24 protein-coding genes are annotated in these 26,299 nt (G+C 64.9%); 10 read left to right on the top strand and 14 right to left on the bottom strand.

Going from position 1 to position 26,299, the window contains the following annotated elements:
- Nucleotides 1-92 precede the first annotated feature (92 nt).
- The 4 genes from BACI349Y_RS06920 to BACI349Y_RS06905 all read left to right on the top strand — a co-directional run bounded on the left by BACI349Y_RS06920 (nucleotide 93) and on the right by BACI349Y_RS06905 (nucleotide 3,380).
- Nucleotides 93-848 (top strand): amino acid ABC transporter ATP-binding protein, encoded by a 756-nt coding sequence (locus BACI349Y_RS06920; protein ID WP_026265670.1) that lies wholly within the window; start codon nucleotides 93-95, stop codon nucleotides 846-848.
- 72 nt (nucleotides 849-920) lie between these two features.
- Entirely contained in the window at nucleotides 921-1,808 is an 888-nt protein-coding gene (locus BACI349Y_RS06915; protein WP_141159890.1) for a glutamate ABC transporter substrate-binding protein, read from the top strand.
- An 85-nt stretch (nucleotides 1,809-1,893) separates the two neighbouring features.
- Complete coding sequence (locus tag BACI349Y_RS06910; RefSeq protein WP_159631484.1) at nucleotides 1,894-2,544, top strand: amino acid ABC transporter permease; 651 nt, start codon at nucleotides 1,894-1,896, stop codon at nucleotides 2,542-2,544.
- Complete coding sequence (locus tag BACI349Y_RS06905; protein ID WP_159631483.1) at nucleotides 2,541-3,380, top strand: amino acid ABC transporter permease; 840 nt, start codon at nucleotides 2,541-2,543, stop codon at nucleotides 3,378-3,380. The genes BACI349Y_RS06910 and BACI349Y_RS06905 overlap by 4 nt, the downstream gene beginning before the upstream one ends.
- A gap of 70 nt (nucleotides 3,381-3,450) precedes the next feature.
- Here the strand turns inward: BACI349Y_RS06905 and dapE are convergent, their stop codons facing one another.
- A complete protein-coding gene (gene dapE, locus BACI349Y_RS06900; RefSeq protein WP_159631482.1) occupies nucleotides 3,451-4,587 on the bottom strand; it encodes a succinyl-diaminopimelate desuccinylase in 1,137 nt (378 codons plus the stop codon).
- Nucleotides 4,588-4,638: 51 nt separating this feature from the next.
- Between dapE and dapD the strand changes: the two genes are divergently transcribed.
- Nucleotides 4,639-5,667, top strand: a complete 1,029-nt coding sequence (dapD, locus tag BACI349Y_RS06895) for a 2,3,4,5-tetrahydropyridine-2,6-dicarboxylate N-succinyltransferase (RefSeq protein ID WP_159631481.1) — start codon at nucleotides 4,639-4,641, stop codon at nucleotides 5,665-5,667.
- Nucleotides 5,668-5,683: 16 nt separating this feature from the next.
- Nucleotides 5,684-6,547 (top strand): hypothetical protein, encoded by an 864-nt coding sequence (locus BACI349Y_RS06890; protein WP_159635324.1) that lies wholly within the window; start codon nucleotides 5,684-5,686, stop codon nucleotides 6,545-6,547.
- 28 nt (nucleotides 6,548-6,575) lie between these two features.
- On the opposite strand, the gene BACI349Y_RS06885 is transcribed toward BACI349Y_RS06890, so the two are convergent.
- A complete protein-coding gene (locus tag BACI349Y_RS06885; RefSeq protein WP_159631480.1) occupies nucleotides 6,576-7,187 on the bottom strand; it encodes a hypothetical protein in 612 nt (203 codons plus the stop codon).
- A gap of 113 nt (nucleotides 7,188-7,300) precedes the next feature.
- Nucleotides 7,301-7,909, bottom strand: a complete 609-nt coding sequence (locus BACI349Y_RS06880; RefSeq protein ID WP_201302401.1) for a TetR/AcrR family transcriptional regulator — start codon at nucleotides 7,907-7,909, stop codon at nucleotides 7,301-7,303.
- Between the two features lie 101 nt (nucleotides 7,910-8,010).
- Here BACI349Y_RS06880 and galE point away from each other — a divergent pair, with 101 nt between their 5' ends.
- Nucleotides 8,011-9,024 (top strand): UDP-glucose 4-epimerase GalE, encoded by a 1,014-nt coding sequence (gene galE / locus BACI349Y_RS06875; protein ID WP_159631478.1) that lies wholly within the window; start codon nucleotides 8,011-8,013, stop codon nucleotides 9,022-9,024.
- Nucleotides 9,025-9,183: 159 nt separating this feature from the next.
- Here the strand turns inward: galE and BACI349Y_RS06870 are convergent, their stop codons facing one another.
- From BACI349Y_RS06870 to fdxA, 3 genes are all read right to left on the bottom strand, one after another.
- Nucleotides 9,184-10,470: a citrate synthase gene (locus tag BACI349Y_RS06870; RefSeq protein WP_056334606.1), complete on the bottom strand. Its 1,287-nt coding sequence runs from the start codon at nucleotides 10,468-10,470 to the stop codon at nucleotides 9,184-9,186.
- A 240-nt stretch (nucleotides 10,471-10,710) separates the two neighbouring features.
- Entirely contained in the window at nucleotides 10,711-11,862 is a 1,152-nt protein-coding gene (gene dapC, locus BACI349Y_RS06865) for a succinyldiaminopimelate transaminase (RefSeq protein ID WP_159631477.1), read from the bottom strand.
- Nucleotides 11,863-11,876: 14 nt separating this feature from the next.
- Nucleotides 11,877-12,203, bottom strand: a complete 327-nt coding sequence (gene fdxA, locus BACI349Y_RS06860; RefSeq protein WP_013601705.1) for a ferredoxin — start codon at nucleotides 12,201-12,203, stop codon at nucleotides 11,877-11,879.
- Between the two features lie 137 nt (nucleotides 12,204-12,340).
- Between fdxA and BACI349Y_RS06855 the strand changes: the two genes are divergently transcribed.
- Entirely contained in the window at nucleotides 12,341-12,580 is a 240-nt protein-coding gene (locus BACI349Y_RS06855) for a putative acetyltransferase (protein ID WP_159631476.1), read from the top strand.
- Between the two features lie 49 nt (nucleotides 12,581-12,629).
- Here the strand turns inward: BACI349Y_RS06855 and BACI349Y_RS06850 are convergent, their stop codons facing one another.
- Both BACI349Y_RS06850 and typA read right to left on the bottom strand, forming a co-directional pair.
- The gene (locus BACI349Y_RS06850; RefSeq protein WP_159631475.1) at nucleotides 12,630-13,139 is read right to left on the bottom strand and encodes a hypothetical protein; all 510 of its coding nucleotides are present in this window, start codon (nucleotides 13,137-13,139) and stop codon (nucleotides 12,630-12,632) included.
- A gap of 502 nt (nucleotides 13,140-13,641) precedes the next feature.
- Nucleotides 13,642-15,570: a translational GTPase TypA gene (typA, locus tag BACI349Y_RS06845; protein WP_159631474.1), complete on the bottom strand. Its 1,929-nt coding sequence runs from the start codon at nucleotides 15,568-15,570 to the stop codon at nucleotides 13,642-13,644.
- A 276-nt stretch (nucleotides 15,571-15,846) separates the two neighbouring features.
- Between typA and BACI349Y_RS06840 the strand changes: the two genes are divergently transcribed.
- Nucleotides 15,847-16,737: an SGNH/GDSL hydrolase family protein gene (locus BACI349Y_RS06840; protein WP_159631473.1), complete on the top strand. Its 891-nt coding sequence runs from the start codon at nucleotides 15,847-15,849 to the stop codon at nucleotides 16,735-16,737.
- Between the two features lie 136 nt (nucleotides 16,738-16,873).
- Here the strand turns inward: BACI349Y_RS06840 and BACI349Y_RS06835 are convergent, their stop codons facing one another.
- The 5 genes from BACI349Y_RS06835 to BACI349Y_RS06815 form a co-directional block, all read right to left on the bottom strand.
- Nucleotides 16,874-18,580, bottom strand: coding sequence for a dipeptide ABC transporter ATP-binding protein (locus BACI349Y_RS06835; protein ID WP_159631472.1), 1,707 nt, complete (start codon nucleotides 18,578-18,580; stop codon nucleotides 16,874-16,876).
- Nucleotides 18,581-18,591: 11 nt separating this feature from the next.
- Nucleotides 18,592-19,536, bottom strand: coding sequence for an ABC transporter permease (locus BACI349Y_RS06830; RefSeq protein WP_159631471.1), 945 nt, complete (start codon nucleotides 19,534-19,536; stop codon nucleotides 18,592-18,594).
- Nucleotides 19,526-20,455: an ABC transporter permease gene (locus BACI349Y_RS06825; protein ID WP_159631470.1), complete on the bottom strand. Its 930-nt coding sequence runs from the start codon at nucleotides 20,453-20,455 to the stop codon at nucleotides 19,526-19,528. Before BACI349Y_RS06825 ends, BACI349Y_RS06830 begins: the two co-directional genes overlap by 11 nt.
- 126 nt (nucleotides 20,456-20,581) lie before the next feature.
- Entirely contained in the window at nucleotides 20,582-22,270 is a 1,689-nt protein-coding gene (locus BACI349Y_RS06820) for a peptide ABC transporter substrate-binding protein (RefSeq protein ID WP_159631469.1), read from the bottom strand.
- A gap of 278 nt (nucleotides 22,271-22,548) precedes the next feature.
- On the bottom strand, nucleotides 22,549-24,309 hold the full coding sequence (locus BACI349Y_RS06815; RefSeq protein ID WP_159631468.1) for an ABC transporter family substrate-binding protein: 1,761 nt from the start codon (nucleotides 24,307-24,309) through the stop codon (nucleotides 22,549-22,551).
- Between the two features lie 219 nt (nucleotides 24,310-24,528).
- Between BACI349Y_RS06815 and BACI349Y_RS06810 the strand changes: the two genes are divergently transcribed.
- Nucleotides 24,529-25,053 (top strand): DUF805 domain-containing protein, encoded by a 525-nt coding sequence (locus BACI349Y_RS06810; RefSeq protein ID WP_159631467.1) that lies wholly within the window; start codon nucleotides 24,529-24,531, stop codon nucleotides 25,051-25,053.
- An 86-nt stretch (nucleotides 25,054-25,139) separates the two neighbouring features.
- On the opposite strand, the gene ychF is transcribed toward BACI349Y_RS06810, so the two are convergent.
- Entirely contained in the window at nucleotides 25,140-26,225 is a 1,086-nt protein-coding gene (gene ychF / locus BACI349Y_RS06805; RefSeq protein ID WP_159631466.1) for a redox-regulated ATPase YchF, read from the bottom strand.
- Between the last annotated feature and the right edge of the window lie 74 nt (nucleotides 26,226-26,299).

The raw sequence follows: 26,299 nt of genomic DNA, 5'->3' as shown, positions 1-26,299 counted from the left end.
ACCTCCAACTCCAGGTATCTCTTGAATCACGATCGGCATGAACTTGGGGTGATTGGCGTCATAACCCACGGTTGTTCGCTAGATTCTTTCCTATGACTACTCATGTGCCCGGCGATGCTCTCGTCTCCCTGAACGCCGTTAACAAGCATTACGGCCAGCTGCACGTTTTGAAGGACATCAACCTCCAGGTCCGCAAGGGCGAGGTTGTTGTGGTCATCGGGCCCTCCGGCTCCGGTAAGTCCACCCTCTGCCGGGCAATCAACCGCCTGGAGACCATCGAGGGCGGAACCATCAGCATCGACGGGAAAGTCCTCCCCGAGGAAGGCAAGGAACTCGCACAGCTCCGCGCCGACGTCGGAATGGTCTTCCAGTCGTTCAACCTGTTCGCGCACAAGACCATCCTTGAAAACGTCACCCTGGGGCCGATCAAGGTCAAAGGTGTTTCCAAGGCGGCAGCGGAAAAGGACGCCATGGCGCTCCTGGAACGCGTGGGCGTGGGCCACCAGGCTCCCAAGCTGCCGGCCCAGCTCTCGGGCGGCCAGCAGCAGCGCGTTGCGATCGCCCGCGCCTTGGCAATGAAGCCGAAGGTGATGCTGTTCGACGAGCCCACGTCAGCGCTGGACCCCGAAATGATCAACGAGGTCCTGGACGTCATGGTCCAGCTCGCCAAGGAAGGCATGACCATGATCGTGGTCACCCACGAGATGGGCTTCGCCCGCAAGGCGGCCGATCGCGTGGTCTTCATGGCGGACGGCCAGATCGTGGAGGACGCCACCCCGGAGGAGTTCTTCACCAACCCGAAGAGTGACCGGGCCAAGGACTTCCTGTCCAAGCTCCTCACCCACTGACTTACCGAACAACATCACACTTCAGATCGCATCCAGGCCGGAAAACCCGCGGCCACCAATGAAAGGAATGTCATGAAGGCATTTATGTCCCGGCGAAAGTCCTTCGTCGTGGCGGCTACCGCTGCCCTCGCACTGTCACTGAGCGCCTGCGGCGGTGGAGACTCAGGCGGCTCCAGCAACCCGAGCCCCGTTGAGAAGCCGTCGTTCGCTGCCGGAACCACCATGGCGAAGCTGTCCTCCGCCGGCACCATCAAGATCGGCACCAAGTTCGACCAGCCGCTGTTCGGCCAGGTGGGCCTGGACGGCAAGCCCGTAGGTTTCGACGTCGAAATGGGCAAGCTGATCGCCGCCAAGCTGGGCATCCCCGCGGACAAGATCGAATGGTCCGAGACCGTTTCCGCCAACCGCGAGCCCTTCATCGAGCAGGGCAAGGTTGACCTGGTCATCGCCACGTACACCATCAGCGACAAGCGCAAGCAGGTTGTGGACTTCGCCGGCCCGTACTACGAAGCCGGCCAGGCCCTCATGGTGAACAAGGACAACGACACCATCAAGAAGCCCGAGGACGTCAAGGGCAAGAAGGTCTGCTCCGTCACCGGTTCCACCCCGGCCGCCACGATCGTGGACAAGTACGGCGCCGAGCTCGTCCCGGCCGCCACCTACTCCGCCTGCCTGGAGCCGCTGCGCAACAAGCAGGTTGAAGCCGTGACCACGGACAACGTGATCCTGGCCGGTTTCGTTGACAAGGAGCCGGACGCCTTCAAGCTCGCTTCCGACGAGACCTTCACCAAGGAGCCTTACGGCATCGGCCTGAAGAAGGGCGACACCGAGTTCCGCAACTGGATCAACGACCAGCTCGAATCCTTCGAAAAGGACGGCTCCTACAAGAAGGCCTGGGAAGCCACTGCGGGTTCGGTCATTAAGACCGCCCCCAGCCTCCCGGCCATCAACCGTTACTAAGTAGCGTCCGCCGCGCCGCCGGGGCTGTTCAGCAGCCCCGGCGGCACCGCCTTTAATCCGTCCACGCTTACAGCCGAAGGATCTTATGGACGTCATCTTTGAAAACCTGCCCCTGTACTGGGAGGGTTTTCTTCGCACTCTTTTTCTCTCCGTTGTCTCCGGCATTTTCGCGTTGATCCTTGGCACCTTGCTTGCCGCGGCACGCGTCTCCCCGGTCGCAGCGCTTCGCGGTTTCAGCACCGTGTACGTGGAAGTCCTCCGCAACACGCCGCTGACCATCGCATTCTTCTTCGCAGCGGTGGTGCTCCCCCGGATCGGGGTCAAGTTCGAGCAGTTCGAGATCGCCGCAATCATTGCCCTCAGCACCTACACCGCCGCGTTCATCGCCGAAGCTGTCCGCTCGGGCGTCAACAGCGTGCCTGTGGGCCAGGCCGAAGCCGCACGCAGCATCGGCATGAAGTTCGGCCAGGTTCTCTCTCTCATCATCCTCCCCCAGGCACTGCGCACGGTGATCCCGCCGCTGATCAACATCCTGATCGCCCTGGTCAAAAACTCCTCGGTGGCCGGTGCCTTCTTCGTCCTGGAACTGTTCGGTTTCGGCCGCCAGCTGGCCAACGCCAACGGTGACGCCGTGATAACGGTCCTGCTGGGCACTGCGTTCTTCTATCTGCTCCTCACCGTTCCGCTGGGAATCCTCGCCAACACGGTGGAACGAAAGGTGGCGATTGCCCGATGAGTTCCGTTCTCTACGACGTCCCGGGTCCCAAGGCCCGCCGGGTCTCCCTCATTGCCTCCATCATTGGCGGCCTGCTGATTCTTGGCCTGCTGGCCTGGGTTGTCCTGACCCTTTCCCAGCAGGGCATCTTCGAAGCACGCCGCTGGCAGATCTTCACCCGTGCCGATGTTTGGCGCCTCCTCGGCAACGGGCTGGGATCCACCCTCTCGGCAGCGGCACTTGCCGCAGTCATCGCGTTCCCGCTGGGCCTGCTGCTGTGCCTCCTGCGCATTTCGGACGCCGCCGCCATCCGGGTACCCATGCGGGTCATCCTGGAGTTCCTGCGCGGCATGCCCGTGGTCCTGATGATGCTCTTCATCCTCCTGGGCTTCGGCACCTCCGCGTTCGTCGCCGTGGTAACCGGCCTGGTGCTGTACAACGCGGCGGTCTTTGCCGAAATCATCCGGGCCGGTATCCAGTCCCTCCCCAAGGGGCAGCGGGAAGCCGGCCTGGCCATCGGCCTGACCAGCTACAAGTCGCGCATGCTGATCGAACTGCCGCAGGCAATCCGCCGCATGATGCCCTCGCTCGTTGCGCAGATGGTGGTTCTGTTGAAGGACACCTCGCTGGGCTACATCGTGGCGTACGGCGAGCTGCTGCGGGCCGTCCAGGTCATGGCGGACTTCCTGGGTACCCAGTACCTGTTCCCCATCTTCTTTGTGGCGGCGGCCATCTACATCGCCATCAACATCTCGGTTTCACGGCTTGCCGTATGGATCGAGCGCCGCGGCTCCAAGAAGGCGGCCGGCGGCACGGCGAAGGCCGAACCCGACGTCCTGGAAGCTGCGGCTCCCTAGGCTTTGAAGCTGCAACAGAAAAGGTCCGGAATTCCCGTGGGGAGTTCCGGACCTTTTCGGTTAAGGACCGTCAGCCTGCGAGCCAGCTTTGCAGCGCGGCGAGGCACTTGCGGACGGCATCAGCGTGGACGTGCTCGTTGTCCTTGTGCGCCAGCAGTGCATCGCCCGGGCCGAAGTTCACCGCGGGGATGCCCAGCTCGCTGAAGCGGGCGACGTCGGTCCAGCCGTATTTGGGCTTGGGCTCGGCTCCCACGGCGGCAATGAAGGAGGCGGCAGCCGGGTGCTGCAGGCCAGGACGCGCTCCCGCGGCGGCATCAGTGCGGACCACGTCGAAGCCCGCCAGCAGTTCCCGGACGTGGGCTTCTGCCTGGTCCGGCGTCTTGTCCGGGGCGAACCGGTAGTTGATTTCCACCACACAGCGGTCCGGGATGACATTGCCGGCGGTGCCGCCGTTGATCTTTACCGCGTTGAGGCTTTCCCGGTAGTCCAGCCCGTCAACGTTGATCGTCCGCGGTTCGTAGGATGCCAGGCGGGCCAGGATGGGGGCTGCTGCGTGGATGGCGTTGCTGCCCATCCATGCCCGCGCCGAGTGTGCGGCCTCGCCCGCCGTGCTGGCCTCGAACCGGCTGGTGCCGTTGCAGCCGCCCTCCACCGTGCCATCCGTAGGCTCCAGCAGGATGGCGAAATCTCCTTGCAGCAGGTCTCCGTGGTTGCGGACCAGGCGTCCCAGGCCGCTCTTGACCGCCTCCACTTCCTCATGGTCGTAGAACACGAAGGTGACGTCCCGCTTGGGCTGCGCGCCGCCGTCGAACATTCGTGCTGCCAGCGCCAGCTGGACCGCCACGCCGCCCTTCATGTCGGTGGCTCCGCGGCCATAGAGGACGCCTTCACCCGGAACGCCGGATTCCCAGCTGGACGGGACGGTGCCCCTGGAACCTTCAGTCAGGGGCAACGGAACCGTGTCCAGGTGGCCGGCGAGGATGACCCGTTCGGCGCGGCCCAGTTCGGTGCGGGCGACGATGGCGTCACCGTCGCGCACCACCGTGAGCTGGGGAATCCCCCGCAATGCGGCTTCGACGGCGTCCGCGAGCTGCTTCTCATTGCCCGACACGCTGTTGATGTCCATGAGTGCCGCGGTCAGCAGCGCAACGTCCTGGTGCAGGTCAAGGGTGGACACGGAAGATTCGGGGGCGGTTTCAGCAGTCACGAAGCCAGTCTAGTTCGAACCGCCTGCCCGGCCCTCGATAGACTGGAGCACATGACTGAGACTGCTTCCTCCGCCGTGCCCGAAACCCTGACCTCCAACACTGAAGACCGTTCCGCCTATGGCTTTGGTGTGGCCACCATCGCCACCACCGGCAGCGACACCACGGTCCTGGACGTCTGGTTCCCGGCACCGGCACTCGGTGTTGCGGCCGAGGACCTCCGTTCGGTGGAAAACGCCGACGAAGCCCTGACCGCCATCGCTGAGAACGGCGCAGACCAGGACCGCGGCACGGAGCAGAAGGTGGTCTTTGTCCAGATCAACCTCGACGAAGCCCCCGCCGACACCGCGGACGCCTACCTCCGCCTGCACCTTCTCTCGCACCGCCTGGTCCAGCCCAACACCATTAACCTGGACGGCATCTTCGCCAAGCTCCCCAACGTCGTGTGGACCAATTTCGGCCCCGCCGCCGTCGAGGGCTTTGAACTGACGCGCGCCAGGCTGCGCCGGCGGGGCGCTGTCACCGTCTACGGCATCGACAAGTTCCCGCGCATGGTGGACTATGTGGTCCCCAGCGGGGTCAGGATTGCCGACGCCGACAGGGTGCGCCTGGGTGCGCACCTCGCCGCCGGCACCACCGTCATGCACGAGGGCTTCGTGAACTTCAACGCCGGGACCCTGGGCACCTCCATGGTGGAGGGGCGCATCTCGGCGGGCGTCGTGACCGGGGACGGCAGCGACGTGGGTGGCGGCGCGTCCATCATGGGCACCCTGTCCGGCGGCGGCAAGGAAAAGATCACCATCGGCGAGCGGGTCCTGCTCGGGGCAAACTCAGGCGTGGGCATCAGCATCGGTGACGATTCGGTGGTGGAAGCCGGCCTCTACGTCACGGCGGGCACCCGCGTCCGCGTCCCGGGCCCCAAGGACGAGGTGGGCGAGGACACCACCAGGATCGTCAAGGCTGCCGAGCTTTCCGGCGTCCCCAACCTGCTGTTCCGCCGCAACTCCACCACGGGCGCGGTGGAGGCTCTCCCCCGCAAGGGCCAGACCGTGGAACTGAACGACGCCCTGCACGCCAACTAGTCTCTTCGTGGCACCTCTGTCTGCGGCGCGCAGGCGCGGCCTGCGCCGCCTGGCGGTGCTGCTCCTCACCCTGGCACTGGCAGCGGGAGGCATTTACACGGCGGTCTACTTTGTGCAGCGTTCCGATACCCTCGTCTCGGAACGCTGCACAGCCACGGCCGGCGGCCGGACCGGGGAACTGGCGCCGGACCAGGCGGCCAATGCAGCCCTGATCACCGCCGCGGCCGTCCGGCGGGGCCTCCCTCCGCGTGCCGCCACCATTGCCCTGGCCACTGCCATGCAGGAGTCAAAGCTGCGCAACATCGGCCACGGCGACCAGGCCGGCCCTGACTCGCGGGGGCTCTTCCAGCAGCGGCCGTCCCAGGGCTGGGGCACCGAGGCCCAGATCATGGACCCGTACTACGCCGTCAACGCCTTCTATGACGCCCTGGTGAAGATCCCTGGGTACGAAACGCTGGACATCACTGACGCGGCCCAGCAGGTCCAGCGTTCCGCCTACCCCAAGGCCTATGCCCAGCACGAGGAGATGGGCCGGGCCTTCGCTTCCGGGCTGACCGGACAGACTCCGGCGGGAGTCCAGTGCACGCTGCGCTCCCCGACGGCAGGCGGGAATTCAACAACAGTGGTGACGGAGCTGGAGCAGGCGTACGGCGGCGTGGATGCGCAGGTGGACGGCGCCACCCTGGTAGTGGACGCGGACGGGGCACTGGCATGGTCGGTGGCCCAGTGGGCGGTTGCGAATGCCAAGGACCTGGCGGTGACCAAGGTGGAAGTCGCCGGCCGCAGCTGGGACCGGCCAGGGGGGGACGGATGGCAGGCGTCGGGGGCCGCCGCCGGGCAGGTGCGCATCACCGTACGGCAGGACGACGGCGGCACGTGACCTCCCGCCGTCGTCCTCCCTGCAGGGGCTAGACCAGGATTTCCAGCACCGGCTGGACGTAGCTGCGGAACAGCTCAGGCTGGCCCATCAACTCATGGCTCATGATGATCTTGTCCGGTTCCAGGTACCAGGCCCGTTGCTCGTCCAGCGGCAGCTCAATGATGGTCAGCGTGAAATCCCGGGAGTCCCGCCCCACCTCCATCAGCCGGTCGTCCACCATGTCCCCGAGCAGCTGGTCCGTTCCGCTGGCCACGCGCTGGGCTTCGAGTTCGGCGTATTCGCTCCTGCGTTCCCTGGCCCAGGTGAGGGCAGAGCCGAAATGGGCCTGCAGGAGCCGTTGGAGCGCCGGCGAGTTGCCGAACGCTTCGAAATCGGGTGGAGACAGTTCCGGGGAGGTGTGGGGGTGCGCCTTGAGCAGCTGCTCCCACCAGGCCTCCCACTCGGTCTTCAGTGCGCTGAGGCCGCCAACATCCGCGGTCAGGTGCTTATGGTCCGCCGAGCGGACTTTGGGTGATGCATGGGACAGCATAGGACGGCCCACGCCGTTCAGGCCGGCGGCGTCCCGGACGTAAAGAGCAATCATCATCGGCCCGGATGTGTCGGTGGTGATCTGCCACCCTGAACCGCTTGCGTGCTGCATCCAAAGTCCTTTCCTGGCCTACCGGTGCCGGGCGTCATTTCCGGCCCGGCCTACCCGGACTCAGTCTATTCCCGCAGGCAGTCCACGGAAGTGCAGGACAGCCATTTGATCCCTTACCGTCCGATCCCGTCCAGGTGGCGCTCAAGCACGTCGCGGCACATCTGCGCCGTCATCCAGCCGGGCTGGAGCAAGGCGTGCATGCACAGTCCGTCCAGCGTCGCCAGGAGCCGTTCGGCCTCCACCACCAGGTGCTCCTGCGGTTCATCATCCGGGAGCAGGGTTGCGACGAGTGCGCCCATGATGGCTGCGATTTCGCGGTGGCTGCGGTCCGCCTCCGCGGCGAGGAACGGCCTGATGCGGGCGGCGTTCTTGAAAGCCAGCCACGCACATGCTTCCACAGCTGTTTCCTCGTCCAGGGGAAGCATGCCGCCCAGAAGGGTTAAAACAGCCTCCCGCTGTTCGGGGCTGGCTGCGGCAGCACCAAGCACGGCGGGCAGCAGGGCTTCCAGCCGGCCGGCCACCCGGTCCACCACCGTGCCGAACGTAAACGCCAGGAGCTCCTCACTGCCCTGGAAGTAGTGCCGGACCGAGCCGACCGCCAGTCCTGCTTCGTCCGCAACCTCCCGGAGCGAGGCACGCTCGAGACCGTCCACGGCAATGATGCGGAGAACCGCCTGGACCACATCCTGCCGCCGGGCATCGGCGTCTACAATTTTGGGCACCATTCTTAATAGCACACTTGTGCTTTATCTGCCTTGTCACAGTGCGCCCGCCATCCGGGACACAGCGGCGGGCAACGCTGCACGTGGGATAGCGTTGAGGCATGAAAATCTTGGTCACAGGGGGCACCGGCTACATCGGTTCCCACACTGTTCTTTCCCTGCAGGAAGCCGGCCACGACGTGGTCGTCATCGACAACCTGGTCAATTCCAGCGAGGAGTCGCTGCGCCGCGTGGCCGAACTCAGCGGCAAGACCGCGGAGTTCTACAACGTGGACCTGGTGGACGAGGCCGCCGTCGAGCAGGTGTTCGCCGGCAACGGCATCGAGGCCGTCATCCATTTCGCGGGCCTCAAAGCCGTGGGTGAATCAGTGCGGGAGCCGCTGAAGTACTACTACAACAACCTGGTGGGGACGTTGAACCTGGTCCGCGTCATGGACAGGCACGACGTCCGGTCCATCGTCTTCAGCTCCTCGGCCACCGTCTACGGGGAACACAACCCCATCCCGTACGTGGAAAAGATGGAGATCGGCGCCAACAACCCGTACGGGCGCACCAAGGAACAGATCGAGGACATCCTCTCGGACCTCGGCGCCGCTGACTCGCGCTGGCACATAGCACTGCTGCGCTACTTCAACCCGGTTGGCGCACACCCCTCGGGCCGTATCGGCGAAGACCCGCAGGGCATTCCCAACAACCTTGTCCCGTTCATTGCCCAGGTGGCCGTGGGCCGGCGCGAGAAGCTCATGGTCTTCGGCGGCGACTACGACACCCCGGACGGCACCTGCCTGCGCGACTACATCCACGTGGTGGACCTCGCCGAAGGACACGTCGCCGCGCTGAACCACATCGCGGACCGCACCGGCGTTTTCCGCTGGAACCTAGGTTCCGGCAAGGGCTCTTCTGTCCTGGAGGTCCTGCGCTCCTTCGAGAAGGCAGTGGGCCAGCCCATCCCCTACGAGATCACCGGCCGCCGCGCGGGAGACCTTCCGGCCTTCTGGGCCGATGCCACCTCAGCCCTGGCAGACCTGAGCTGGTCCACCACCAAGACCGTGGACCAGATGTGCGAGGACCACTGGCGCTGGCAGAAGAACAACCCCCAGGGCTACGCCTCCTGACCCTGCCCTCCCCATCGATTGCTCCGCACTTGTCGTTATGGAGCCCCAAAACGACAAGTACGGAGCAGTCGATGGTTCTTAACGCGGAACGGCCGCCCACCTGTGAAAGGTGGGCGGCCGTCGTCGTCATGGCTGTTGCTGTCCCTGACGGGCAGGGGATCAGCGGGCGGGGTAGTCGCGCTCCGGCTCGCCGATGTACAGCTGGCGCGGGCGGCCGATCTTGGTGTTCGGGTCGCTGATCATTTCACGCCACTGGGCAATCCAGCCCGGCAGGCGACCGATGGCGAACAGGACGGTGAACATCTTCTCGGGGAAGCCCATGGCCTTGTAGATCAGGCCGGTGTAGAAGTCCACGTTCGGGTAGAGCTTGCGCTGGATGAAGTAGTCATCGCTGAGCGCCTTCTCTTCCAGGCGCATGGCGATGTCCAGCAGTTCGTCGTTGCCGCCGAGCTTGCTGAGGATCTCGTGGGCCGTGGCCTTGACGATCTTGGCGCGCGGATCGTAGTTCTTGTAGACGCGGTGTCCGAAGCCCATCAGGCGGACGCCGTCTTCCTTGTTCTTGACTTTCTCCATGTAGTCCTCGGGCTTGAGGCCCTCGGCCTGGATCTGGCGCAGCATCTTCAGCACTGCCTCGTTGGCGCCGCCGTGGGCAGGGCCGAAGAGGGCGTTGATGCCTGCCGAAACGGAGGCGAAGAGGTTGGCGTTGGAGGAGCCCACCAGGCGCACGGTGGAGGTGGAGCAGTTCTGCTCGTGGTCCGCGTGCAGGATGAGGAGCAGGTCCAGTGCCTTGACGATGACCGGGTCCAGCTCGTACTGCTCGGCGGGGAGGCCGAAGCTCAGGCGCAGGAAGTTCTCCACCAGGTTCATGGAGTTGTCCGGGTACAGCATGGGCTGGCCGATGGACTTCTTGTGCGCGTACGCGGCGATGACCGGCAGCTTGGCCATCAGGCGGATGGTGGAAACCTCCACCTGCTCGGCGTTGAACGGGTCCAGGGAGTCCTGGTAGAAGGTGGACAGCGCGGACACGGCCGAGGACAGCACCGGCATGGGGTGCGCGTCGCGGGGGAAGCCGCCGAAGAAGCCCTTGAGCTCCTCGTGCAGCAGGGTGTGGCGGCGGATCTTCTGGTCGAACTCGTCCAGCTCAGTGGGCGTGGGCAGGTTGCCGTAGATCAGCAGGTAGGACACCTCGAGGAAGCTGGAGTGCTGCGCCAGCTGCTCGATGGGGTATCCGCGGTAGCGCAGGATGCCCGCATCGCCATCGATGTAGGTGATGGCGGAGGTGGTTGCTGCGGTGTTCATGAAGCCGGGGTCAAAGGTCACGGCACCGGTCTGCTTGAGCAGCTTGGAGACGTCGTAACCCTCGTTCCCTTCAACAACCTGGATGCGCGGGAGCTTCAGCTCGCCACCTGCGTGGAGCAGGGTCGCAGCATTGTTGGTCTCAGTCATGGAGTCCCCTTCATGAGGCGTCTTCGGCCTCTGTCGAAAGCTTGATCCAACATCAGGTGAGCCGCGCACTCGAGCCTGAGAAGACAGGTTCCAACACCCGGGCTGCCTTCTTGTAGAAAGCCACCATTGATCGTCAACTTAAAAAGTACCGCTCCTTGGCGGGTGTCACTAATCCGCAGGCTTCCCATCCAGCCTAAAATGCGCCGGATGTGGGGCGAGTCACACGAATGTTACGTGTGCCTAGGAGCCGGAACCGGCCAGCCGTGCAACGGCTGCATCGATCCGCTCGTCGGATCCGGTCAGGGCCACGCGGACATAGCCGTTGCCCGCCTCTCCGTAGAAGACTCCCGGGCCCACCACGATGCCGCGCTCAGCCAGGCGGGCCACCGTGGCCCACGTGTCCTCCCCCGCCGTCGACCACAGGTACAGGCCGGCGTCGGACTCCTTGATCTCCAGGCCGAAGTCCAGCAGCGCGGGCACCAGGCGTTCACGGCGGCCCCGGTACAGGTCCTTCTGGGCCTCAACGTGGGTGTCATCCCCCATCGCCACCCGCATGGCCTCCTGGACCGGGTAGGGGACGATCATGCCTGCATGCTTGCGGCTGTTGACCAGGTTGGGCATCAGGTCCGGATCACCGGCAACGAAGGCTGCGCGGTAGCCCGCCAGGTTGGACTGTTTGCTCAGCGAGTACACGGCGAGAAGGCCCTGGTGCGAGCCGCCTGCCACGTAGGGATCGAGGATGCTGGGGACGCCCCGGCCGCCGCGCTGGACGTCCCAGTCGCCCCAGCCAAGCTCTGCGTAGCATTCGTCCGATGCCACCACAGCGCCGATTTCACGGGCCTGGACCACCAGCGCCTTCAGTGACTCCGCGTCGCGGACACTGCCCGTGGGGTTGCCCGGGGAATTGACCCAAATGAGGCGCACGCGTGCACGCGTGGCGTCGTCAAGCTCGTCCAGGTTGTCCGTGGCCACCGAGGTGGCCCCGGCAAGGGTGGCGCCGATATCGTACGTGGGGTAAGCCACCTTGGGGCGTACGACGACGTCTCCGGACCTGAGGCCCAGCAGCAGCGGGAGCCACGCAACAAGTTCCTTGGACCCCACTGTCGGCATGATGTTGCGGGGGTCGAGGCCCGCCACACCGCGCCGGCGTTCAAACCAGCCCGCGATGGCTTCCCGAAGCGCGGGAGTGCCGTGAACGGTGGGATAGCCGGGGGCATTCGCGGCCGCCTTCAGTGCATCCTGGACCAGCTGCGGGGTGGGATCCACCGGGGTCCCGATGGACAGATTGACTGCCCCGCCCGGGTGTTCCGAGGCTTTGGCCAGGTAGGGGGCCATGGCCTCCCACGGGTAGTCGGGCAGGTTCAGGCCAAACGAATTCACTGCTGCGGTCACGTTTCCCGTCCGCGTCAGTGGTCTTGGTTTTGCGGCGGCAGGGCGGCGATCATCGGGTGGTCCTTGCCCGTGTTGCCGATCTTGGCCGCGCCGCCCGGAGACCCCAGGTCATCGAAGAATTCGACGTTTGCCTTGTAGTAGTCAGCCCATTCCTCCGGGGTGTCATCCTCGTAGTAGATGGCCTCCACGGGGCACACCGGTTCGCAGGCGCCGCAGTCGACGCACTCGTCCGGATGGATGTACAGCGAACGCTCGCCCTCATAGATGCAGTCGACCGGGCACTCCTCAATGCATGCCTTGTCCTTAACATCCACACACGGCTGCGCGATTACGTACGTCACGTCCCTGGCCTCTCCACGTTGGGTTCCGGCTTGCCCGCCGGCTCTTGCATCCGGCAGCACGGCCGGACTATTGACATCTGAGCCTATTATCTCCCAGCCCTTTCCCGCTAACCTAGCCGGCGGCCTAGTATGAACTGGTGAGTCTGCCAGTGTCCGCCCCCGTCCGCTTCCTTGCCGCGGCTGAGCCCGGAACCCGAGTGGTGGTGCGCTACCGGATTGATGGTGGCCTCACGGACGCCCTGGGCCACCTGCTGGCGTGCGACGCCGGTTCCTGCACCGTCCGTACCCGCCGGGCCGACGTCGTCATTCCCCTGGAGCTTGTGGTGGCCGCGAAGGAAGTGCCGCCCGCTCCCCCGCGCCGCGCCGCTGCGCACTGACACCGCCTCTCACTGCGCAGGGGCTGTCCCTGCGCAGCCACTCCTGCCGTCATTGCGCAGTGCGGTACGTGGCCAGCGCCCGCTGCACCATCCTCACGAACCCGTCCGGCTCGTTAATCAGCATCTCGAAGGTGACCCGGAGGGTTGGAACACCCTGGACAACGGTGACATTCCACCGCCGCCGGTCCTCGCGGTAAGCCTCCCGGCTGCTGTGGTGGGCGTAGCCGTCGGTTTCAACTCCGAGCAGGCCGTCAACGAGCAGATCCAGATGTCCCATCCCGGGGATCCTGACCTGCAGCTCGACCGTGTGCCCGGCTTCCTCCAACAGGTATCGCGCCATCGTTTCGATGATGGACCCGGATTGAGGGCGGATCCGGGCCACCAAGTCCCTGAGGCCCTTTTCGCGGACAGCCGGAAACCGCTCCCGCAAGGCCGGAAGTTGGATGAGCCCGTTCTTGACCGCGGACTCCGCAATGGCCAGTCCCTCCAGGGGCGCCAGGCAGCGCAACGACTGGCACACGATGTCCAGGGGTGTCAGCGGGATCCTGCTGCGGTGCACGATGCAACCAGGGACAGGCCTGCCGTGTGATGCGGCCAGATGCGTCCTGTCCGGGCGCCTGACCACCCACAAGCCCGCGGCGCTGGCAGCCGAGACGCACCCCAGGACAGCATGGTGGCGGGCTGCGTGAATGAGCACAGGATCAGCTTGCGGGTGGGCATAGACCCCACGGGCAATCCTTTGGACTGAGCCCGCAGCCACGCCAGCCTCCAGGCTCCGGCGCGAAACCCCCGCCATTGACAGTGAATGGGTACTGGCAACGCCGCCCAGGGCAGTTAGGGCTTCTGAAAGAGTTGGCATAACTGCATGCTTGCCGCTTACGGAGCCGGACGCAGGACCCGGAAACCGCCTTGTGGAAAACCGTCCGTGCGCGGTGACAGCGCCGCTCGTTGCGCACGGACTGTCCCTGCGCAACGAGCGTCCGGTTCGCTGCGCAATCGCGGGCTTAAACGCAGAACGCCACCGGCAAATACCGGTGGCGTTCTGCGGACCTGCGGAGTTACTAGGCCTTGGCGCGGGCGCGGTTGGCCTTGGCGCGCTCGTTGGTGTCCAGGATGACCTTGCGGATGCGGATGGCTTCCGGGGTCACCTCGACGCACTCGTCCTCGCGGGCGAATTCGAGCGACTCTTCGAGGGTCAGGTCGCGCGGCGGGGTCAGGTTCTCGAAGGTGTCCGAGGAAGCGGCACGCATGTTGGTGAGCTTCTTTTCCTTCGTGATGTTGACGTCCATGTCGTCGGCGCGGGAGTTCTCGCCCACGATCATGCCTTCGTAGACCTCGGAGGTGGGCTTCACGAAGAAGGAGCCACGTTCCTGCAGGTTGATCATGGCGAACGGGGTCACAACACCGGCGCGGTCGGCAATCATGGAACCGTTGGTGCGGTACTCGATGGGGCCGGCCCACGGCTCGTAGCCTTCCGAGATGGAAGCTGCGATGCCTGCACCGCGGGTGTCGGTCAGGAACCGGGTGCGGAAACCGATCAGGCCACGGGCCGGAACGATGAACTCCATGCGGCACCAGCCGGTGCCGTGGTTGGCCATGTTGGTCATGCGGCCCTTGCGGGCTGCCATGAGCTGGGTGACGGCGCCCAGGTATTCCTCGGGCACGTCGATGGTCATGTGTTCCATCGGCTCGTGGATCTTGCCATCAACGGTCTTGGTGACAACCTGCGGCTTGCCGACGGTCAGCTCGAAGCCTTCACGGCGCATCTGCTCCACCAGGATGGCGAGGGCGAGCTCGCCACGGCCCTGGACTTCCCAGGCGTCGGGACGCTCGGTGGGCAGGACCTTGATGGAGACGTTACCGATCAGTTCCTTGTCAAGACGGTCCTTGACCTGACGGGCAGTAACCTTGGCGCCCTTGACCTTGCCGGCCAGCGGCGAGGTGTTGATACCGATGGTCATGGAGATCGCAGGATCGTCCACGGTGATCAGCGGCAGCGGCTGGGGGTTCTCGGCGTCGGTCAGGGTTTCACCGATGGTGATCTCCTCGATGCCGGCGACGGCGACAATCTCGCCGGGGCCGGCGGACTCGGCCGGCACACGCTCCAGCGCCTTGGTGGCAAGCAGCTCGGTGATCTTGACGTTCTTCAGCTCGCCGTTGGCGCGGGCCCAGGCCACGGTCTGGCCCTTGCGCAGGGTGCCGTTGTAAATACGCAGCAGGGCCAGGCGGCCAAGGAACGGGGAGGCGTCGAGGTTGGTGACGTGCGCCTGGAGCACACCCTCCGGGTTGTACGTCGGAGCCGGGATGTGCTCGATGATGGTCTTGAACAGCGGCTCAAGATCCTCGTTCTCCGGAGCGGTGCCGTCAGCGGGCTGCTCAAGGGAGGCGCGGCCGACCTTCGCGGCGGCGTAAACCACGGGGACCTCGAGGATCTTGTCCAGGTCGAGGTCGGGGACCTCGTCGGCCAGGTCGGAGGCGAGGCCGAGGAGCAGGTCCATGGACTCGTGCACGACCTCTTCGATCCGCGCGTCGGGGCGGTCGGTCTTGTTGACCAGCAGGATCACGGGCAGGTGCGCGGCGAGGGCCTTGCGCAGCACGAAGCGGGTCTGGGGCAGCGGGCCCTCAGAGGCATCTACGAGCAGGACGACGCCGTCGACCATGGACAGGCCGCGCTCGACCTCGCCGCCGAAGTCGGCGTGGCCGGGGGTGTCGATCACGTTGATGGTGATGGTCTCGCCGTTCGAGGACGGACCGTTGTAGGCGACAGTGGTGTTCTTCGCCAGGATGGTGATGCCCTTTTCGCGCTCCAGGTCACCGGAGTCCATGACGCGGTCTTCTACGTGGTTGTGCTCGGCAAAGGAATGGGTCTGCTTGAGCATGGCGTCGACCAGGGTGGTCTTGCCGTGGTCAACGTGGGCCACGATCGCTACGTTGCGCAGGTCACTGCGCGATGCAGTGGCTACCGCAGTGTTGGTGGAGGTTTCAGACATGCGTTATTGCTCGATTCAGTGGTGAAGTCAGCTGAGGTATCGCGACATTTCCAACCGGAACGCACGACGGACAAGGCCCTTGGCACAGGGCGCCTTCCTCTATTCTAGCCGCTGAGCCATTTGTTGGCCTAAATTCCAGCGGGACTGACCGCCGCCGCTTGAGCCAAGATCAGCCACCGTCCCGCACTTGGTGTGACCAAGTTCACTGCCGCCTGCGTGTGCATGGCATGATGTCTGTGACAAAGAGCCCATCCTTTGAGCACGCCGGAGACAACGATGCCCCCTGCCAAGGCCAGCACCATGCGCGGTGCCGCGTGGGCTGTGGCCGCAGTGGTCGCCGGGCTCGTGGTCGCGGGATCCGGTGGAGACGGACTTTCCGCTGGTCCGGGCGGCAGCAGCCTGTCGAGAGCAGCCCCAGGCCAGGCGGCCAACAACCAGGCGTCAGCCGTGAAGCCGGGCACCGCGAAGGTCGCGGTGGCAGCCACTGCCCACGTCCTGAATACAGGCAACGGCAGACTGGAAGCAGTTGTGCCCGATGTGGGCAAGACTGTTCTGCTGATTGGGGATTCCCAGTCGGAACCCGTTGACGGCTGGCCCCGCCTGGGCCTGGCCGCTGCCGGGTACAACGTGTACTTTTGCGGCCGCGGGGGCACCGGCTACGTCGCGGCGAACGGCGCCACCGGTAACTACGTGGACGCCCTGCAGCGCGGGGACTGGCAGCTCCCCTCCGGCACCCCCGCCCTCATTGTGGTCGAGGGCGGTGGCAACGACGCCGCCGGAGGCGCAAGCAACGCGCAGATCGCACGGAACGCCGAGCGGCTGATCGCTGAGCTGCGGAGCCGCTATCCCGGCACACGGCTGGCAATGATCGGCACCCTGGCCCGGGGATCGAACGACGGCGGCGGTCGGCGGAGTGAGGTTGATGCTTTGCTCGGTGCCGTGGCGGCAGCAAATGGACTGCCCTTTATCTCCACCGGAGACTGGCTCACCAGGTACGGGCTGGCGAAGGACCTCGCCGATGCGGTGCACATGAACACCGAAGGCCGCACGGCACTGGGCGGGATTCTTGAGCGCAGGCTAAGGGAACTCGGACTGGACCGGAAAGCCGCAGCGGAGCAGGGCGCCCTCGCCGCCGTGCCTGCAGCCGGGAGCACCTTCCAGGACTGACAGCCGAACCGGGCTGGTTCCGCCGGCCACCCAGACAGTCTCGCCGGCCAATCAGACCGGTCAATTAACCGGTCACTTAAACGGCTGGAGCCGGGACCCAAAGGTCCCGGCTCCACCCGTCAGGGAAAACGTCCCGCTATGCCACCTCAGGCGGAAGCATCAGCTTCGCGCCGGGGATGGCGTTGAGCAGGGCCTTGGTGTACTCCTGCTTGGGCGATTCGAAGACGTCGTCCGTGGACCCGGTCTCCACCAGGCGGCCCTTCTCCATCACACAGACGTGGTCCGCGATCTGGCGCACCACGGCAAGGTCGTGCGTGATGAACAGGTACGTCAGCCCAAGGTTGGCCTGCAGGTCGGCGAGCAGGTTCAGCACCTGCGCCTGCACCAGCACGTCCAGCGCGGAGACTGCCTCATCACAGATGATGACCTCGGGGTCCAGCGCCAGTGCCCGTGCGATGGCCACGCGCTGCCGCTGGCCGCCGGACAGCTCATTGGGATACCGCTGCATGGCGGACTGGGGCAGAGCCACCTGGTCCAGCAATGTCCGGACTTTCTTCTCCCGGCTGGCCTGGTCCCCGATCTTGTGGACCCGCAATGGTTCTTCGATCGTGCGGTAGATGTTGTACATCGGATCGAGGGAGCCGTACGGGTCCTGGAAGATCGGCTGGACCCGCCTGCGGAACTTGAACAGCTCGGCAGGCTTCAGGGCCGAGGTGTCGACGCCGTCGAACAGGATCCTGCCCTCGGTCGGCTTCTCCAGTTGGAGCACCATCTTGGCCACTGTGGACTTGCCGGAACCCGACTCCCCCACGATCGCCGTCGTGGTTCCCCGCCGGACGTCGAAGCTTACGCCGTCAACGGCCGCGAAGTCCGTCGTCTTGCCCAGCCCCGAGCGGAGCTTGTAGACCTTCCGCAGGTCCTGGATCTGCAGGAAAGTGTCCGGCTTCACCGTTTCGGCGGCAGGTGCCAGCAGGTCCGACGTCTCCACGCCCTGTTCCTTGGCCACCTGGATGCGGCGGCTGGCAAGGGATGGCGCGGACTCCACGAGCCGCTTGGTGTAGGGGTGCTGCGGGTTGCGCAGCAGTTCCAGCGACGGCCCCGCCTCAACGACGCGGCCCTGGTACATGACCACGACTTTGTCGGCACGCTCGGCTGCGAGGCCAAGGTCGTGGGTGATCAGCAGCACCGAGGTGCCCAGCTCGTTGGTCATGGTTTCCAGGTGGTCCAGGATCTGCCGCTGGACGGTGACGTCAAGGGCCGACGTCGGCTCGTCCGCGATCAGCAGGCGCGGCTGGCAGGAGAGGCCGATGGCGATCAGCGCACGCTGGCGCATGCCGCCCGAGAACTCGTGCGGGTACTGGTTGGCCCGGCGCTTGGCGTCCGGCAGTCCGGCCTGGGACAACACCTTGGCGATATCGTCCGGCCCGCTGGGCCGGCCGTTTGCACGCAGTGTCTCCCGGACCTGGTAGCCGATCTTCCATACCGGGTTCAGGTTGGACATTGGGTCCTGCGGCACCATGCCGATGGTGTTGCCGCGCAGCTCGATCATGCGCTGCTCGGAGGCGTGGGCGATGTCCTCGCCGTCGAGCAGGATCTGGCCGCCGGACACTTTGCCGTTGTTGGGCAGGAGACCGATGGCGGCCAGGGCTGTGGTGGACTTGCCGGAACCGGACTCGCCCACGATGGCCACCGTTTCACCGGGCATGATGGTCAGGTGTGCATTCCGCACCGCCTGGACGTCGCCGCCGCCGGTCTTGAAGGTGATGGCGAGGTCGCGGATTTCGAGCAGCGGCCTGACGCCGGTGGCACCGGCCTCATCAATGCGGACGTCTGGACTTGTCATCTCTTTATCTCTCATCGCTGACGGCTCTTCGGGTCGAGGGCGTCACGCACGGCGTCACCCAGCATGATGAAGCTCAGCACCGTGATGGACAGCGCCGCGGCCGGGTAGAGCATGATTTCCGGCCGGGTCCTGATCGATGCCTGGGCGCCTGCAATGTCGTTGCCCCACGACATGATGCTCTGGGGCAAACCGATGCCCAGGAAGGACAGGGTGGCTTCGGCCACGATGAACACGCCAAGCTCCAGCGTCGCCAGGACGATGATGGGTGCCAGGGCGTTCGGCAGGACGTGGCGGATCAGGGCGCCGAATTTGGAGACGCCCAGCGCGCGCGCGGCTGTGACGAAGTCAGCGTTGCGTACCTCGATGACTGCACCACGGGTGATGCGCGCCATCTGCGGCCAGGCCAGGAGCGAGATGACGAACACCACGGTCCATACGCTCTTGTTCTCCCGGAACAGCGGCAGCTGAGTGATCACCAGCGCGCCCAGGACAAGCGGCAGGGCGAAGAAGATATCGCCCAGGCGGGCGAGGACGGCATCGATCCAGCCACCGTAGTACCCCGCGAGGGCGCCGAGCGTCACGCCGATAACCAGCACGCAGAGCACGGAAAGCAGGCCCACGGAGAGGGAAGCCTGCGTGCCGTGGATGACCCTGGAGTAAACGTCGCAGCCCTGGAAGGTGAAGCCAAACGGGTGTCCGGCCGTGGGGGCGCCTTCGGAGTTGGCAAGCTCGCAGCCCTCGTTGGGGGGCGTGGACGTGAAGAGGCCCGGGAACAAGGCAATCACGATCAGGGCAAGGATCAGCAGTGCCGAGATGATGAACAGCGGACGACGGCTGAGCTTGCGCCACGCGTCTGCCCACAGGCTGAGCGGGGCCTGGTCCGTCTTGACGGCGTCCGTTGCCTGCAGCGGTGTCTCGTCGATGGGGGCCACGAAGTGGCTGTTATTACTGGTCATAGCGGATCCTCGGGTCAAGCCAGGCGTACAGGAGATCGACAAGAAGGTTCGCCACGACGAACACCAGCACGAGCACGCTGACGATGGAGACGATGGTGGGGCCTTCACTGCGGAGGACAGCCTGGTAGAGCTTGTTGCCTACGCCGGGAACGTTGAAGATGCCCTCAGTAACAATGGCACCGCCCATCAGGCCGCCAAGGTTGGCGCCCAGGTAGGTCACCACAGGGATCAGGGAGTTGCGCAGGATGTGCGCCATGACCACCCGCGGCCGGGAGAGGCCCTTGGCCGTGGCGGTCCGCACGTAGTCGGCATTCATGTTTTCGCTGACTGATGCGCGAGTCAGGCGCAGGACGTAGGCGAAGGAGACAAGTCCCAGGACCACGGCCGGGAGCAGCAGGGTCCCCCAGTTGGCGTTCGCGCCCACTGTGGGTTTGGCCCAGCCAAGCTGCACGCCGAAGACGAGCTGGAAAACGAAGCCGAGGACGAAGGTGGGGACTGCGATGACAACCAGCGAGGCCACCAGGACGGTGGAGTCGAACCAGCCGCCGCGCCGCAGCCCGGCGAAAACGCCGAACGCAACACCGAAGACAGCCTGGATGGCCAGCGCCTCGATGGCGAGCATCGCCGTCACCGGGAAGACACGGGCAAGGCTGGCCGCGATGGGCTGGCCCGTGAAGTCATTGCCCAGGTTGAAGGTGAAAAGGTTCTTGAGGAACAGGCCGTACTGGACCCAGAAGGGCTGGTCCAGGTTGTACTGGCTGCGCAGGGTGTCGATGACAGCCTGCGGGGGCTGGCGGTCGCCGAACAGCGCGGCGATGGGATCGCCCGGCAGGGCGAACACCATGTAGTACACCAAAAGGGTAGTGCCGAGGAAAACAGGGATCACCTGAAGGAGTCGGCGCAGGATGAACCGGATCACAGGATCACCTGCCTTCCGGTAAAGGGGAAAACGCGTTCATGAATGCCTTCCTGCCGCTTGCAAGCCAATGGGGGCCCGGACGCAACCGGAACCCCCATCAGCCTGACGGCAAGTTAGATCTGGTGACTACTTGGCGGTGATGCCGTAGTACAGGATGCCGCCGTTCCAGCCGGTCTCGGCCTTCACGATGTTGTTGCTCCAGACGATCGGGCGTGCCTGATCCCAGAGCGGCAGGCCGGGCAGGTCCTGGAACAGGACTTCCTGTGCCTGGTTGAACTTGGTGTTTGCCTCGTCCGTGCTCTTGGCAGCCAGGCCCTCCTTGAGGAGCTTGTCGAACTCAGGGTTCGAGTACTTCTCGTAGTTGGAGGAAGCGTTGGTGGCCCAGACCGGTCCCAGGAAGTTGTACAGCGACGGGTAGTCGCCCTGCCAGCCCGCGCGGGTCAGGCCGGGCAGCTGCTGGGACTTGCGGAGGTTCAGGACTTCAGCGAACTTGGCGAACGGCTGGATTTCAGCCTGGATGCCGAGGTTGTTCTTGAAGCCGTTGGCTACCGCATCGATCCATTCCTTGTTGCCGCCGTCGGTGTTGGAGGCGATCTGGAGCGGCTTGGAGCCGTCGTACGGCTTGATCTTCTCTGCCTGTGCCCAGAGGTCCTTGGCCTTGGCGGCGTCGAACTTCAGGACTTCGCTGCCCTTGAGGCCTTCCTTGAATCCGTCGATGACCGGCGGAACGAATGCCTTGGCCGGGGTGCGGGTGCCGTTGAAGACAACCTTGGCGATTTCCTCGCGGTTGATGGCGTAGGACAGTGCCTGGCGGCGCAGCTTGCCGGCTTCACCCTGGAAGTTGGGGTTGTACGGCGGGATGTTCAGCGTGGAGTTGGTCGCAACCGGCTTGGTGGAGTTGCGGTCCGGGAAGTCGGAGACGTAGGTCTTCAGGGCGTTCGACGGGAGAACATCCGTGATGTCGAGGTTGTCCGACTGCAGGTCCGTGTATGCGGGGCCCGGATCGGTGTAGAACTTGAAGGTCACGCCGCCGTTCTTTGCCTCGCGCGGGCCCTTGTAGTCAGCGTTCTTGACCAGGGAGATCGACTGGTCGTGGACCCAGGAACCCTGCTTTTCGAACTTGTACGGACCGTTGCCAACGGGGTTTTCACCGAAGGTCTTGGGGTCGGTCAGCGCGGCGGACGGAAGCGGGAAGAAGGCGGAGTAGCCAAGGCGCAGGGACCAGTCCGCTTCGGGCTGGGCGAGCTTGACCGTGATGGTGGAATCATCGGTTGCTGCCAGGCCGGACATGGTGTCGGCCTTGGGAGCGGGAGTGGTGGTGGTCTTGCCGTCAGCACCCTTTTCCGAGTTCACAGCCGAAACGTCTTCGTAACCGGCGATGGACTCGAAGAAGAATCCGTTGTTCTGCAGGTTCTTGGAGTTTGCGGCGAAGTTCCAGGAGTCGACGAAGGTCTTTGCCGTGATGGCTTCACCGTTGGTGAACTTCTGGCCCTGCTTGACCTTGATGGTCCAGTTCTGGGCGTCGGAAGACTCGATGGAGTCAGCGAGGGCGTTGACCGGCTTGCCGCTGGCGTCGTACGTGCGCAGGCCTTCGAAGAGAAGCTCGACCACGCGGCCGCCGTAAACCTCATTGGTGTTTGCCGGCAGCAACGGGTTTTGTGGCTCGTTGCTGTAGGCGGTGATGACCTTGTTCGGATCGCCGGCAGCTTTGCTGGCCCCGTCAGTGCTGCCGCCGCCGCCGGCGCCGCACCCGGTCAGGGCAAGCGCGGCGATTGCCACGATGCCCAGTGCTTTGGAAGTGCGCGTAAAACGCATTCCGCCTCCTATGAGTTGTGGGAGAGATGTATAGGGGAATCTTGTGCTTCCCCGCAGGTCGGACGCAGCTCACCGCTGTGACGAAACCTACACAATACGAGTTAGCCTAACCGCACGAAGTCCAGATATTGGTACTCCGTTGCCAAACCGTGACCGGCGGCTTTTCAATGCCCCGGGCGGCGGTGATAGTTAGGCACGTCACATGCTACTCGCCGGTAGGCCGAACGGCGAATCGGTGCCGCAAGAGCCAAAGGACCCAAAAAAGGACGTGGCCGAGGCTAGGACAGCCGCCACTCCGCAACGTTCCACCACACGCCGAGGGGACCGGGGCTGGTCTTCACGCCGGCCACCCGCGAATTGAACGCAGTCGTTCCGGGTGTTTGGTAAAGGGGGAGGCCGTACGCGTCCTCCCAGATGTGCTTGTCGATCTCGGCCAGGAGCTCGTCCTGTTTGCCCAGGTCCGTGGTCACGGCCAGTTGTTCCATGATCTTGTCCGCGTCGCCGTCGGAATATCCCGTGAAGTTGCTGCCGGCGCCGGTGCGGAAGATCTGCGGCACCCTGCTGACACCTGCCTCAGTCCCGATCCAGCCTGACAGGGCGGCGTCGTAGCCTCCCCTGCTCAACGCGGCCGCCCAGTCTGCACTCCCCTGGCCGCCGTCGACAACCCGGAATCCCGCCAGTGCGGCCGAGTCGCGGATCAGGGCGAAGGCTTTGGCCCGGTTCGGGTTGTCCCGGTTATAGAGAATGCGGATGCTGGGGGTGGCGTCCTTGAGGAGCCTCTTTGCGCCATCGATGTCCACCTTGCCGTAATCGGACGACCCGTTGTTCTTCACGGTCTCGTCGTACTTTGGCTGTCCGGGCAGGAACACCTGGGAGTCCAGCGGCTTGTTGTCCGCCACCTGGGCGCCCACCACGGCGTCCACAATCGCCTGCCGCGGCACCGTCTTGAGGAAGGCTTCCCGGACATCCTTGTCGGCAAACGTCCCGGAGAAGTTGAGGTCAAGGTGGTCGTAGCCGGACTGTTTGTACCGTTCAACGGTGATGCCCTGGCCTGACAGGCCGGTGAGGAGACTGTCCGTGGCAGCCGAGGGCTGGGGCGAAATGATGTCCGCCTGCCCGTTGCGCAGCGCATCAACCGCGGCCGGCACAGCCCCCGTGAACCGGACATTGATCTCGTCCAGCCACGGTTCCGCGCCCCACACGTAGTCCCGGTTCCGGACCAGCTTCATGGAAACTTCAGGCACGATGTCGCGGACGATGTAGGGGCCGCTGGACAGGTAGAGCGCAGGATCATCCGGAACGGACTTCGTATCGAACCCGGTGTTCCAGAAGTCGCTGACCTTTTTGAGGGCCGGGTGCGACACCGGCTTGTCCGGGTTTCCCCGGGGCGTGTCCTTGAGGAGCTTGACCAGGTCCTCCTCGTCGTTGAGTCCGCTCTTGGCAGCAACGACATGGGCCGGGAGTCCGACGTCGAACGCCACTTCCCAGTCAGCGTACGGTGCGGCGTACTCAATGGTGATGGAACGGCCGTCCGACCCGATTTCGGGAAACAGGGTACCCGCCAGGCCTGTGGTGTCGGAGGCGACCGAGAAGTACTTGGTGCCCTTCCCCGCTGCGGGGTCGACGTCGTCGAAGTAACCCGACCCTGCGGCCCAGCTCAGCAGGAGGTCTGCAGCTCCGATGGGCGCCCCGTCCGACCACTTCACGCCCTCGTTGACCGTGTACTTTACTTTGAGCGGCTGGTCGGAGACCTTCTCGAAGTGGCCGAACTTGTCGTTGCGGACCACCTTGGAGCTGTCGTCCAGGTAGAAGAAGCCCGAGTGCGTGATGGCGCCGATCTTCGAGTTGATGTCGGTGTTGCCGTTGGCGCTGTAGGGGTTGAACGAGGAGAATGCGTTGACCTCAGCCACAGTGACGCTGCCGCCGCGCTTCGCCTCCCCCACCACCACGGACGGGGCGCTGCCGCCCGAACAGCCGGAAAGAACCAGGGCAGCCGCCAACGCGGCGATGAGCAACTGCATCAGACGCCGGACCGGCATGCCGCCTCCTTGTGGTTTTCCCTCTCCGGAGGGGACTGGGGCCGCTTCGATCACGCCCTACAAACTCAGGATACTTGGTGCTGCTGCCCGCCAACCCAATCCGAACCTCCTGGCAATGGGGTACGTAGTCCGGGCCGCCGGACGGGACCTACGGCCCAAGCCCGGGCCCGGCCGGTTCCGTAGCATGCTGGCAACGGAACCTCAGGAAGGAAAAGCTCGATGAGCATCCCCCAACCGTCCAATGTGCCCGGAAGTGCAGTCCCGCCCCTCGAACTGCCGTACTACGGTGCTCCGCCGGTGGACGCGGTCAAACGCGTCTTCCAGACGTACGCGGTCTTCTCGGGGCGCGCCAGCCGAAGCGAATATTGGTGGTGGTTCCTCGCTTCCGGGCTGGCCTCAGCGGTGCTGAATTCCATCAGTCCCACTGTGGTCAACGGCCAGGTGACGGGGTCCAGCGCCCTGGGTGGCTTGTGGTTTCTCGCCACCGTTGTCCCGTCACTCGCGGTGGCGTCCCGACGCCTCCACGACGTGAACCTCAGCACCTGGATGCTGCTGCTCGCCCTCATCCCCGTGCTTGGATGGATTGCGCTCATCGTGCTGCTCGCGCAGCGGGAGAACTCGTCTGGCCAGCGTTTCGACAAGTACCCGGCACGGGAGCGTGGGCAGGCGTCATCCGCTCCCCCGTCCTGGCCTCAGCAGCAGCCTCCCTACCCGCCCGGTCCCGCTGGTCCGACCGGGCCGTAGGCCAGGGCAGACCTCCGGCAATTTTTCCGCCCGGACAGTAGCCCAGCGTCGTTCCGGGACAGGCAGTGCGCCTGTTCCTGCGGAAATCAGACGTTGAAGCGGAACTCCACCACGTCGCCGTCGGCCATGACGTATTCCTTGCCTTCGATCCGGACCTTGCCGCGGGATTTCGCCTCGGCCATGGATCCGGCGTCCACCAGGTCGTCGAAGGAGACGACTTCGGCCTTGATGAAGCCGCGCTGGAAGTCGGAGTGGATGACGCCGGCTGCCTGCGGTGCCGTGTCACCCTGCCGGATGGTCCAGGCGCGCGCTTCCTTGGGGCCCGCCGTGAGGTAGGTCTGCAGCCCCAGGGTGTGGAAGCCCACGCGTGCCAGCTGGTCCAGGCCGGACTCGTCCTGGCCGTTCATCTCGAGCATCTCGCGCGCCTCTTCCTCGTCCAGCTCCACGAGGTCGGCTTCGAGCTTGGCGTCCAGGAAGATGCAGTCGGCCGGGGCCACCATGGCGCGCAGCTCTTCCTGCTTTTCCGGGCTGCCCAGGATGCCTTCGTCGGCATTGAACACGTAGATGAAGGGCTTGGCCGTCAGCAGGCCCAGCTCCTTGAGGTGCTCCATCTCCAGCTTGTCGCTCTTGATGGAGGAGTAGATGGTGTCTCCCCGCTCCAGCACCGCCTGCGCGGCCTTGATGGCGGCGAGCTCGGCGGCTTCCCGCTTCTTGATTTTGACTTCTTTTTCTATCCGCGGGATGGCTTTTTCGATGGTCTGCAGGTCCGCGAGGATCAGCTCGGTGTTGATGGTCTCCATGTCCGAGCGGGGATCCACCTTGCCGTCGACGTGGATCACGTCGGGGTCATCGAAGACCCGGACAACTTCGGCGATGGCTTCAGCTTCGCGGATGTTGGCCAGGAACTGGTTGCCGAGCCCCTCCCCCTCCGACGCGCCCTTCACGATGCCGGCGATGTCGACGAAGGATACCGCGGCGGGCAGGACGCGCTGGGAGCCGAAGATCCCGGCGAGCTTCTGCAGCCTGGGGTCCGGGAGGTTCACGACGCCGACATTGGGTTCGATGGTGGCGAACGGATAGTTCGCGGCCAGGACCTGGTTGCGGGTGAGCGCGTTGAAGAGGGTTGATTTGCCGACGTTGGGCAGTCCGACGATGCCAATAGTTAGAGCCACGAGCATTGATTCTACCCGCCGGACCCCGCGGCCCAGTACCCGGGAATGTCACTGCCCATGATTGTCAGAGCCCC

The organism is Arthrobacter sp. 8AJ (assembly GCF_902506025.1).
Classification (GTDB): Bacteria; Actinomycetota; Actinomycetes; order Actinomycetales; family Micrococcaceae; genus Arthrobacter.
This window is presented reverse-complemented; position numbering and strand designations above follow the sequence as displayed.

Bases quoted from the DNA above. Each gene is read 5' to 3' on its own strand.
- BACI349Y_RS06920 (WP_026265670.1), top strand. From the start codon at position 93: ATGACTACTCATGTGCCCGGCGATGCTCTCGTCTCCCTGAACGCCGTT.
- BACI349Y_RS06915 (WP_141159890.1), top strand. From the start codon at position 921: ATGAAGGCATTTATGTCCCGGCGAAAGTCCTTCGTCGTGGCGGCTACC.
- BACI349Y_RS06910 (WP_159631484.1), top strand. From the start codon at position 1,894: ATGGACGTCATCTTTGAAAACCTGCCCCTGTACTGGGAGGGTTTTCTT.
- BACI349Y_RS06905 (WP_159631483.1), top strand. From the start codon at position 2,541: ATGAGTTCCGTTCTCTACGACGTCCCGGGTCCCAAGGCCCGCCGGGTC.
- dapD (WP_159631481.1), top strand. From the start codon at position 4,639: ATGACTGAGACTGCTTCCTCCGCCGTGCCCGAAACCCTGACCTCCAAC.
- BACI349Y_RS06885 (WP_159631480.1), bottom strand. From the start codon at position 7,187: ATGCAGCACGCAAGCGGTTCAGGGTGGCAGATCACCACCGACACATCC.
- galE (WP_159631478.1), top strand. From the start codon at position 8,011: ATGAAAATCTTGGTCACAGGGGGCACCGGCTACATCGGTTCCCACACT.
- BACI349Y_RS06870 (WP_056334606.1), bottom strand. From the start codon at position 10,470: ATGACTGAGACCAACAATGCTGCGACCCTGCTCCACGCAGGTGGCGAG.
- typA (WP_159631474.1), bottom strand. From the start codon at position 15,570: ATGTCTGAAACCTCCACCAACACTGCGGTAGCCACTGCATCGCGCAGT.
- BACI349Y_RS06840 (WP_159631473.1), top strand. From the start codon at position 15,847: ATGCCCCCTGCCAAGGCCAGCACCATGCGCGGTGCCGCGTGGGCTGTG.
- BACI349Y_RS06835 (WP_159631472.1), bottom strand. From the start codon at position 18,580: ATGACAAGTCCAGACGTCCGCATTGATGAGGCCGGTGCCACCGGCGTC.
- BACI349Y_RS06830 (WP_159631471.1), bottom strand. From the start codon at position 19,536: ATGACCAGTAATAACAGCCACTTCGTGGCCCCCATCGACGAGACACCG.
- BACI349Y_RS06820 (WP_159631469.1), bottom strand. From the start codon at position 22,270: ATGCGTTTTACGCGCACTTCCAAAGCACTGGGCATCGTGGCAATCGCC.
- BACI349Y_RS06815 (WP_159631468.1), bottom strand. From the start codon at position 24,309: ATGCCGGTCCGGCGTCTGATGCAGTTGCTCATCGCCGCGTTGGCGGCT.
- BACI349Y_RS06810 (WP_159631467.1), top strand. From the start codon at position 24,529: ATGAGCATCCCCCAACCGTCCAATGTGCCCGGAAGTGCAGTCCCGCCC.